The sequence below is a fragment of the Dapis brunnea BLCC-M229 genome (assembly GCF_050015995.1).
GTDB lineage: Bacteria > Cyanobacteriota > Cyanobacteriia > Cyanobacteriales > Microcoleaceae > Trichodesmium.
On the sequence record NZ_JBNHEP010000215.1, the window covers coordinates 1 to 8,909 of the forward strand.

At 32.3% G+C, this 8,909-nt stretch carries 8 protein-coding genes; 3 read left to right on the forward strand and 5 right to left on the reverse strand.

Annotated features, from left to right (window positions below; all coding sequences use genetic code 11):
• Positions 1–1,127: 1,127 nt before the first annotated feature.
• The 3 genes from ACP6PM_RS24010 to ACP6PM_RS24020 all read left to right on the forward strand — a co-directional run bounded on the left by ACP6PM_RS24010 (position 1,128) and on the right by ACP6PM_RS24020 (position 4,065).
• Entirely contained in the window at positions 1,128–1,433 is a 306-nt protein-coding gene (locus tag ACP6PM_RS24010) for a BMC domain-containing protein (protein WP_426589109.1), read from the forward strand.
• 119 nt (positions 1,434–1,552) lie between these two features.
• Positions 1,553–1,906 carry a carbon dioxide-concentrating mechanism protein CcmK gene (locus ACP6PM_RS24015; protein WP_426589111.1) on the forward strand — a complete coding sequence of 118 codons (354 nt, stop codon included), beginning with the start codon at positions 1,553–1,555 and terminating at the stop codon, positions 1,904–1,906.
• 1,175 nt (positions 1,907–3,081) lie between these two features.
• Positions 3,082–4,065: a hypothetical protein gene (locus tag ACP6PM_RS24020; protein WP_426589113.1), complete on the forward strand. Its 984-nt coding sequence runs from the start codon at positions 3,082–3,084 to the stop codon at positions 4,063–4,065.
• Positions 4,066–4,745: 680 nt separating this feature from the next.
• On the opposite strand, the gene phnL is transcribed toward ACP6PM_RS24020, so the two are convergent.
• From phnL to ACP6PM_RS24045, 5 genes are all read right to left on the reverse strand, one after another.
• Positions 4,746–5,480 (reverse strand): phosphonate C-P lyase system protein PhnL, encoded by a 735-nt coding sequence (gene phnL, locus ACP6PM_RS24025; RefSeq protein ID WP_426589115.1) that lies wholly within the window; start codon positions 5,478–5,480, stop codon positions 4,746–4,748.
• Positions 5,481–5,544: 64 nt separating this feature from the next.
• Positions 5,545–5,796, reverse strand: a complete 252-nt coding sequence (locus tag ACP6PM_RS24030) for an ATP-binding cassette domain-containing protein (RefSeq protein ID WP_426589117.1) — start codon at positions 5,794–5,796, stop codon at positions 5,545–5,547.
• Positions 5,797–5,966: 170 nt separating this feature from the next.
• Positions 5,967–6,098 carry a hypothetical protein gene (locus ACP6PM_RS24035; protein ID WP_426589119.1) on the reverse strand — a complete coding sequence of 44 codons (132 nt, stop codon included), beginning with the start codon at positions 6,096–6,098 and terminating at the stop codon, positions 5,967–5,969.
• 324 nt (positions 6,099–6,422) lie between these two features.
• Positions 6,423–7,199 (reverse strand): phosphonate C-P lyase system protein PhnK, encoded by a 777-nt coding sequence (phnK, locus tag ACP6PM_RS24040; protein ID WP_426589121.1) that lies wholly within the window; start codon positions 7,197–7,199, stop codon positions 6,423–6,425.
• 520 nt (positions 7,200–7,719) lie between these two features.
• Positions 7,720–8,610, reverse strand: a complete 891-nt coding sequence (locus ACP6PM_RS24045) for an alpha-D-ribose 1-methylphosphonate 5-phosphate C-P-lyase PhnJ (RefSeq protein ID WP_426589123.1) — start codon at positions 8,608–8,610, stop codon at positions 7,720–7,722.
• Positions 8,611–8,909: the final 299 nt, after the last annotated feature.

Here is an 8,909-nt window from a genome sequence, read left to right on the forward strand (position 1 = left end):
AATAATGAATAATGAATAATGAATAATGAATAATGAATAATGAATAATGAATAATGAATAATGAATAATGAATAATGAATAATGAATAATGAATAATTACCTCTTCTTATAACGGAATTGATTGGCGCTCTTGGAATTTTTTTCTTCTTTCTCCATGAATTCAGAGGCTTTATACCTTGATTTTTCGGTAAGAGGTAAGAGGGAAGAGAGAAGAAGGAAGATGTGGGGAGAAATAATACAAAAAATTCAACACTCCTTGAGATGATGATTTTTCCTCAAAATTGATGCGCGAAAAGACTTGACTACCATAATTATATAGCTATCAAATGGGTTCTATATAATCAGGAGTTACGCACTCAAACAAGAAACTAGGTTTATTACCCTAATTATTGTTGTTCAAATCAGGAAATTTCCTATGATAACCCGGTCTCTTCATAATATCATGTCGGTTGGTATGGTCTCCTGTAAAAGCTAGTGTCTAATTGCCAAAATTAGTAATATTATTTGAAGTTGATTTCCTTTGATTTCCGGCTTTTTTCATTAGCCTAATAAATATATTAACTAATACAATTAGACACTAGGGAAATATCTACCATATTTAAGATTTTTCCTTCTCTTAAAGCTTTTTCTTTCTTCATTCTTCCTTCTTCCTTGCCTTCACGCTTACAATACCTATTCTACCGGACATGATATAAGTCCTAATAATATAATGTAAGGAATCAATTTTAAACAACATGAAAAAACAGAAATTTGAGTAAATTTATCAACAGTCTCTAAATATTCTAGAAAATATATATCCTGAGTATTATTTGGATCAAATCTAAAATTTAAAATAAGATTACTATAGTTAATTTTTATTGATATTTTATTTAGCTTAATTCAGCTAATACCTTTCATAGTATTTTACCTATTTAAACGGTGAATATAGATGTTGATGTTAAGAATTCATTGGTAGCTTAAAAGCCTTTCCCTGTTACCTATTTCCTATTTAAACAAAGATATCAAAATAGATAAAAATGCTCATAGTCCAGGATAAATTATACCATTTTTATCAATTTATATATACAGCATTACCTATTGAGATTACAATTATATTAATTGATTCTTGATAGTGGAGGAAAGTTTCGATGCCAGATGCGGTAGGCGTCATAGAAACTATTGGTTTTCCTAGCATTTTAGCTGCTGCAGATGCAATGGTCAAAGCTGCACGAGTCACATTGGTTTATTACGGTATAGCCGAAAGAGGCCACTTTGTAGTTGCAGTTCGGGGACCAACTTCTGAAGTTAATCCTTCAGTCCAAGCTGGCATTGAAGCAGCAGAAAAAGTCTATGGTGGTATAGTGGACGGTCATTATATTGTTCCTAATCCCCCAGAGAATGTAGAATCTGTATTACCACTAGAATATACAGAAATTAGCGAACAGTTTAGATGAATTTTGTCCTAAATTCTATTATAGTTTGGCTGAATAATAGTTTATTTATGGCAGACATCTAAAATTTTTACAATTAATCCAAAGAATTAAATTCTTAACTGAAATTTAGGAGAGATAGAATGGCGCAACAAGCTGTTGGAGCACTTGAAACTAAGGGTTTTCCTGGTATTTTAGCTGCTTCAGATGCAATGGTAAAAGCTGGTCGAGTTACTTTAGTCGGTTATATTAGGGTTGGTAGTGCGCGGTTTACTGTTCAAATTAGAGGTGATGTTTCGGAAGTAAAAACTGCGATGGATGCAGGAATCGCAGCAGTAGAAAAAGCTTATGGCGCTACTTTAGAATCTTGGGTAATTATTCCTCGTCCTCATGAGAACATTGTGGCAGTTTTGCCAATAGATTTTAATCCAGGTGTGGAAGAATTCCGCCAACGAGTAGAAGGAGTAACTGTACCAGGATTGCCTAATGGTAGGTAAGTTTTGATTAGCTAAATATCTACTAATCCTATTAATAACCGTCCACATGACTATTGTCTTGGCAATAGTTATCCTCAGTATAATTTGAGTTAGTTTTAACTAAAAAAGCTTGTGGACGGTCAACATAAATATGAATTTAAGCAGTTAATTTTGATGTAGCTATCTATGAGGCTTTAGCTAGTAGTTAGTAGGTGTAATATCAAATCCGGTTGAATACTTAATTATATATAGTAATATGATTTGAGTTGTGAGATATTGGATACTTTTAGGGAATAGGGAATAGAGAAGAAGAAAAAATGAATATATATGAATATGATAACTCCTATACTAGACTTCTTGCAGAAGTCAGGGAATAGGGAATAGGTATGGAGGGAGATTAAATTGTTTATTGTATATATTGAATTGATTTAATTAAAACTTTTGCAATAGGTCTATTCTATACTTTTAAGGAATACCTCAATGCTCACATCTGATTCCTGATTGCTATAGTTGGGAGATATGGAGAGATGGGAAGGTGGGGAGATTGAATATTGAAGTGTAGATAGAATTATAAACATATACTATATAACCGGATTCTATATAAAAGATTAAAATTAAGTACAAGAAAATCAACTGTCATTGAATTAAAATGGATATATCTTTATTATTTAAAGATATCCAAAAATCAATTAACTACAAGTATTAAAATAAAAAAAAGTCAGAAGTGAACATTTTAGAGCTATTAAATGGGCTATTATTAAAATAATAAAAATAGTAATTTAGTAGCTTAAATTGAAGCTCTGCTAAAAAATATTATACCTACTATTGTCGGCATTTAAACATAAATTAATGGAATCTTGAGTAAAAATAGTCACAATAAACAAAGACTATGCCAGTAGGATAGTCTTTGTTTGTTTTAGATAAGTTCCCTATTTTCCCTACTCCCAACGTTGTCCTTAAGCAACAACATCTATACTGAAATGAAATACCCTCTTCTCTATATCCCCCTTCCTTACCTTTGGAAAAGGGGAAACAAGATGATACAGCGCCTTTAATTTCTCAGGGGATAAGGCAAGGATGCTATTGCCTAAAAAAAACAGCGCGTTTAATATTCTCCGATCAAATTGGTATAACTTAAATATTGGCCTAACCCGACTACTTTTCAATTCCTGATATTGAATCTTATATTTTAAGCTATGGACACCTGGATTATAAAATTACACAACTCTACCAATGAAACTACTTTTTTGATAATTACTGCCTTGATAGCAGTCATTTTTTGCTTCTGGTTTATTCCGACTGCTACAGATATGATGGTAAATTCTGCCGCAGGTTTAGCAGGTAAATATTTAGGCAAAGATAAACGCACTATAGTAATTAACTCTAGTACAAATAACCCAGAATTATTTCTGATGTTGCTATCACTAAGTCTTCGACGACTAGGTGGTATAGCAACTCCTCTAGGCTCAAATTTTGCCAATATTTATCTCATGTTTATCGTTGCGCCAATAATTGTTATTAGTAAATGGATATTTATTGGCAAAATATCTTATATCAAAAATTTTATCGAAATTTTTAACAAAGAAAGAATGCTGTTTTTATGGCATCTTTTCATGTCATTATCAATGTTTGCTTTTGCCACTACAGCTTACTGGTGCATTACGGGTGAATCAGAGTTTGCACCTTTGCCAGAGGGAATCACTACCCGCACTTTGCCCTGGATATTTATTGGTGGTTTAATTTGTTTAGCAGGTGTATTAGTTTTCTTCTTTTATGAAAAACAATTTAAGAACAAAAGACCAGAATTATTTGATGATATTAATGCAGATGATTATATAGCAAGTTGGTGGCAGTTTATTTTAGGCACAGGGTTATTAATTTTATTATGCTATATATTAAATACATTATTTATCGCTTGGACTGAAATTTATGATGATTTACTTAGTAAATTATTTGGTGATGCAGTTTTTGCCGGACTGCATTATTTTTTGGGAAGTTTAATATCATCCCTACCAGAAACAATTGTAGCTGTGAAAAATTATGAACGTTTAACTTCACCAGATTTGAATACTGCAATGGCATCTGCGAGTCAGTCAAATATGACGAATTTGGGAATAGGATTTTTGGGTAGTGTTTTAGCAAGTTTGCTGTTGCTTATGGGTATAAATTATCAGTTGTAAAATTAAGATATTGCTATTAATAGAGTAGATAAAACAATTTTTTTTGATTTTACTGTCAAAACATTATTGAAGTGAAATGCGCTATGAATAAAACTCACAATAATTTTTCCAGTAATACTAATTATTATCTATAAAGACTACCACAACGAAAGCTAAAAATTTAGGTTGAGAAGTAAGGGCAATTCATAAATTACTCCTCAAGTTCTGTCCTTCTATAATATTAGATCAAATAATATACAGCACTTTCGAGGATATGGAAATTATCTGAAGACCGAAAAAAAGATAACTTTTACTGACCAAAAGGGAATCTGATTTTCGAGAATGTTTAGAATATGTTGAAGTTAAATATGGAAAAGTAACTATTGCTGTGCCTCTTATGGAATTTATAATTTTTTCTTGTAGGAATAAATCACATGCTTAAGATGTAACTTCCTTTTTTGAATTTGGTATAAGAAAAAAGCTTCAAATCTAAGGAAATATAGAAAAAAATAATATTACTAACTTTTGCAACTAAAAACTAGCGTTTAACGTTGGGAGTGTGAATCCGAAAATTAAGTAGGTCGGTGTTGAAAATTATTGTTATAAAAAGGCAGGAGGCAGAAGGCAGAAGGCATAAGGGAAGAGAGTTTTAGGTGAATTTACTTTTCGTTAAATACTTCTGTTTTTTTGCACCGTTCTACTTATTCAAAAGTAAGTTCTTTTGTACAAAGTCTTAATCTTACTTCTTCATCGTGGAAAATTCCTATCAAACCACGCCCATTAGCTTTGGATTTTTCTAATAGTTCAATTACTATTTGACGATTCACAGAATCTAAGGCTGAAGTTGGTTCATCTAATAATAAAATTGGATAATTAACTACCAGCGCTCTAGCTAGATTAACTCGTTGTTTTTCTCCTCCAGAAAAGGTAGTGGGGGAAAGATGCCAAAGACGTTTTGGTAAATTCAATATCTCAAATAATTCCCCTACTTTTTGATAGGCTATTTCTGCCTTTATTCCTAATTCTAATAAAGGTTCTGCTGCTACTTCTAAAGCTGGCACGCGGGGAATTACTCGTAAAAATTGACTGACATAACCAATAGTAGTTTTGCGTACTTCTAAAATTTCATGGGGTGCTAATTTAGGAAGGTCAACCCAGGTAGATTTATGCTTTACCCAAACTGAACCTCGATCGACTCGATAGTTACCGTAAAGGCAACGCATAAATGTAGATTTTCCTGAACCGGATTTGCCGGATAAGGCAATACATTCTCCTGCTTTTAAGTCGAGAGAATGATTTTTCAATACTGATAATTTGACTCCGCCTTGGTTGTGTAAAGTAAAGCTTTTTTCAATAGATTCTGCTTTTAATAGTAGAGAAGTTTCTGGGAAACTATTTTCTTGTGAATTATTAGTTGCTAGGATTTGAATACTCATAATGAAGGAAGAAGGAAGAAGGAAGAGGAAAGAAGGAAGAAGAAAGAAGTAGATGAAAATACTTTCAGGTATCCCCTCGATAGTTATCGTAAAGGCAACGCATAAATGTAGATTTTCCTGAACCAGATTTGCCAGATAAGGCAATACATTCTCCTGCTTTTAAGTCGAGAGAATGATTTTTCAATACTGATAATTTGACTCCGCCTTGGTTGTGTAAAGTAAAGCTTTTTTCAATAGATTCTGCTTTTAATAGTAGAGAAGTTTCTAGGAAACTATTTTCTTGTGAATTATTAGTTGCTAAGATTTGAATACTCATAATGAAGGAAGGAGGAAGGAGGAAGGAGGAAGAAGTAGATGAAAATACTTTCAGGTATCCCCTTATCTACAAGGTATAACCACTCTTATAGCATAGATTACAAAACTTTATGCCTTCTGTCTTTAAACCAAAAATCTCTGTATTCTATGTTAATGAAAACTGCTAAGTGCCTATGCAAAATTAATTACATATTCTGCTTCTAAATTATCAAGCAGTTTTTTGAGATATTGAAGTAAGCTGTTAGATGTCATTCTTTCTAAAATCTTTCTAGTCTCTGGTATAAAGTCTCTAATAAATATCATAATCTCCCGATCATCTCATAAATATGTATTTGCTTTTTATGCTATACATTCCTTTGCTAAATATGTGTAATTAATTTTGCACAACTACTTATAAACACTCCTAGTAAAGTTTCAAGAGCTACTATAATTCGTTTCAGATAGCTATCTCTATCATTTTTACTTGTTTTTGAATATTTACTCCTTCTATCTTAAATATAGCACTGCTCGCTTAGGTATTTACAACTTTTAGCTAAAAGTGCAACTTAGAAAAGGTGTACAAAAAATAATGTGTAAATATGTCAGAGTGCACTGCTAGAACTAAATTATTTTTCCCTCTTCCTTAATTTATGGAATTAAGGTTGAACTAACTAATTGTTGAGTATAGGAATGTTGAGGGTCATCTAATACTTGGTCTGTTAATCCTGACTCAACAATTTGCCCATTTTTCATTACTAATAAACGGTGAGCAAGTAATCTAACTACCCCTAAATCATGGGTAACTAAAATTACGCTTAACTGGAGATTTCTCACAAGGGAACGAATTAAATCTAATAAACGAGCTTGTACTGAAACATCTAAACCTCCGGTTGGTTCATCCATTAATATTAACCGAGGTTTTGTGACTAAAACACGAGCTAGTTGTAACCGTTGTTGCATCCCTCCAGAAAACATTTTTGGTAAATCATCTATCCGGTTAATATCTATTTCTACTTGGTTTAACCAATAAGCAGCTTCTTTTCGAATTTTTCCATAATTTTTTACTCCTATATCCATTAAACGTTCGCCAATATTTGCTCCGGCAGTTACGTTCATTCTTAATCCATCACGAGGATTTTGTTGGACAAATCCCCATTCAGTTCTTCTTAATAAACGACAACTGGTTTCTGATAGTTTTGGTACTGTTAATATCTCTCCATTAGAAGTAGTATAGGTGATATTTCCCTTATCAATAGGTATGTATCTTCCAATGGCATTTAAGAGAGTTGATTTTCCAGAACCAGATTCTCCTACTATTCCTAAAACTTGGGCAGGATAGAGATTGAAAGATATCTGGTCACAGGCTTTTATTTTGCCATAATACTTACTTAATTTTTCTACATTTAACAATGGTTTTAATGTCATTATTTGTCTAATTTTTTTTCAGTAATAGCTTTTGCTCGATCGATATTTTTATGAAAATAGTTTAATAAAGTGTAAGTAGTGCTACTCCGCGGAAGTCAAAAGTAAAAAGTTAAAAGTATTGATTTGGTAAGGGTTATATGATTTTGTAACTGGTGGTTTATTTTCACTACGCTGCACTAGTTAGATAAAATTAAATAGAAATGTTTGTGACTAGGAATAAGAAATTAGGATTAAACAATTTCTATAATTTTAAGGGGGAAAGTTGGAGGATGGATTAGATGCAAAATCAGATAAAATTGGTATCAATAACCCTTAACCATAAACCAGATTAAACCAAAATTTATAACAATAAAATTTACTATAGCAATTCTATTTCATTTCTAATATTTTGGTGGTAGTTAGGAGTCAGGAGTCATAATTTCAAAGGTTTTCAGTTCAAATTAACTATTATAAAAATTTTCATAACTAATTTAGGATTGCTATATCTATATTTCCTCAAAGAAAATTGTCAGATATTGAACTATAATTTTTGTTTTTCTTGTCGTTTATGACAATAATCTGTATCAGAACAAACCCACATTTTTCCTCCTTGATCGTCAATCAAAATTTCATCCAAAAAACTTTCTCTAGACCCGCAAAGTTCACAAGCTTTATCCCACTTTTCCACAGTAAATGGATAATCTTCAAAATCCAAACTTTTGACCTTAGTATAAGGAGGAACTGCATAAATTCGCTTCTCCCTTCCAGCGCCAAAAAGTTGCAAAGCTGGCAAATAATTCATCTTAGGATTATCAAATCTGGGTATAGGACTAGGGCTCATTATATAACGGTCATTTACCATCACTGGATAATCATAGCTCGTGGCAAAATCTCCTAATTTCGTAATATCCTCATATAATTTTACATACATTGCTCCATATTCTGATAAGGCGTGCATTTTTCTAGTTTCTATTTCCGAAGGTTCTAACCATCGCAAAGGTTCAGGAATTGGCACTTGATAAACAATAATTTGACCTTCTTTAAGTGGAGTTTCTGGAATGCGATGACGGGTTTGAACAATTGTTGCTTCTGTTGTTTTTTCTGTAGTTTTGATTCCACACACTTTTACAAAAAATCGGCGAATATTCACCGCGTTTGTTGTGTCATCTGAACCTTGGTCAATTACTTTTAAAATATCGTTTTTACCAATTACTGAAGCTGTGACTTGAATACCACCTGTACCCCATCCATAAGACATTGGCATTTCTCTGGAACCGAAAGGTATTTGATGACCAGGAATAGCGACTGCTTTGAGTAAAGCGCGGCGAATAGAACGTTTCGTTTGTTCATCTAAATAGGCAAAGTTAAAACCATTTTCTAGTTGATTATTTGCTTTGACGTTTGAGTTTTCTAAGTTTTGGCGATTTAACATATATATTATTTAAGTCTCTCCACAAAATAAATTTAACATTTAGCGGAATTAAGGAACAGGGAACAAATTATTAAATACTTGAGTTCATGGGAAATAATATCATGAGATGACTAAAAGTAGAAGGATATTCAACCTTCCCTTTCTATTTTTCCTGAAAATTTCCCAGAAGTTTGAGCAGAAAATTTACCTCTGGTATGGCAAAAGGTGATTGACTCTTAACGAACAAATAATTTCTCACAGAGATTTTTTCTCCAGGGAACACTTAACAGATTTTTGTCTAATTTTTCTGCCAATACTAT

What these genes read in the sequence shown, in the direction of transcription:
- ACP6PM_RS24010 (WP_426589109.1), top strand. Translation starts at nt 1,128, where the DNA reads ATGCCAGATGCGGTAGGCGTCATAGAAACTATTGGTTTTCCTAGCATT.
- phnL (WP_426589115.1), bottom strand. Translation starts at nt 5,480, where the DNA reads ATGAGTATTCAAATCCTAGCAACTAATAATTCACAAGAAAATAGTTTC.
- ACP6PM_RS24015 (WP_426589111.1), top strand. Translation starts at nt 1,553, where the DNA reads ATGGCGCAACAAGCTGTTGGAGCACTTGAAACTAAGGGTTTTCCTGGT.
- ACP6PM_RS24020 (WP_426589113.1), top strand. Translation starts at nt 3,082, where the DNA reads ATGGACACCTGGATTATAAAATTACACAACTCTACCAATGAAACTACT.
- ACP6PM_RS24030 (WP_426589117.1), bottom strand. Translation starts at nt 5,796, where the DNA reads ATGAGTATTCAAATCTTAGCAACTAATAATTCACAAGAAAATAGTTTC.
- ACP6PM_RS24045 (WP_426589123.1), bottom strand. Translation starts at nt 8,610, where the DNA reads ATGTTAAATCGCCAAAACTTAGAAAACTCAAACGTCAAAGCAAATAAT.
- ACP6PM_RS24035 (WP_426589119.1), bottom strand. Translation starts at nt 6,098, where the DNA reads ATGATATTTATTAGAGACTTTATACCAGAGACTAGAAAGATTTTAGAA.
- phnK (WP_426589121.1), bottom strand. Translation starts at nt 7,199, where the DNA reads ATGACATTAAAACCATTGTTAAATGTAGAAAAATTAAGTAAGTATTAT.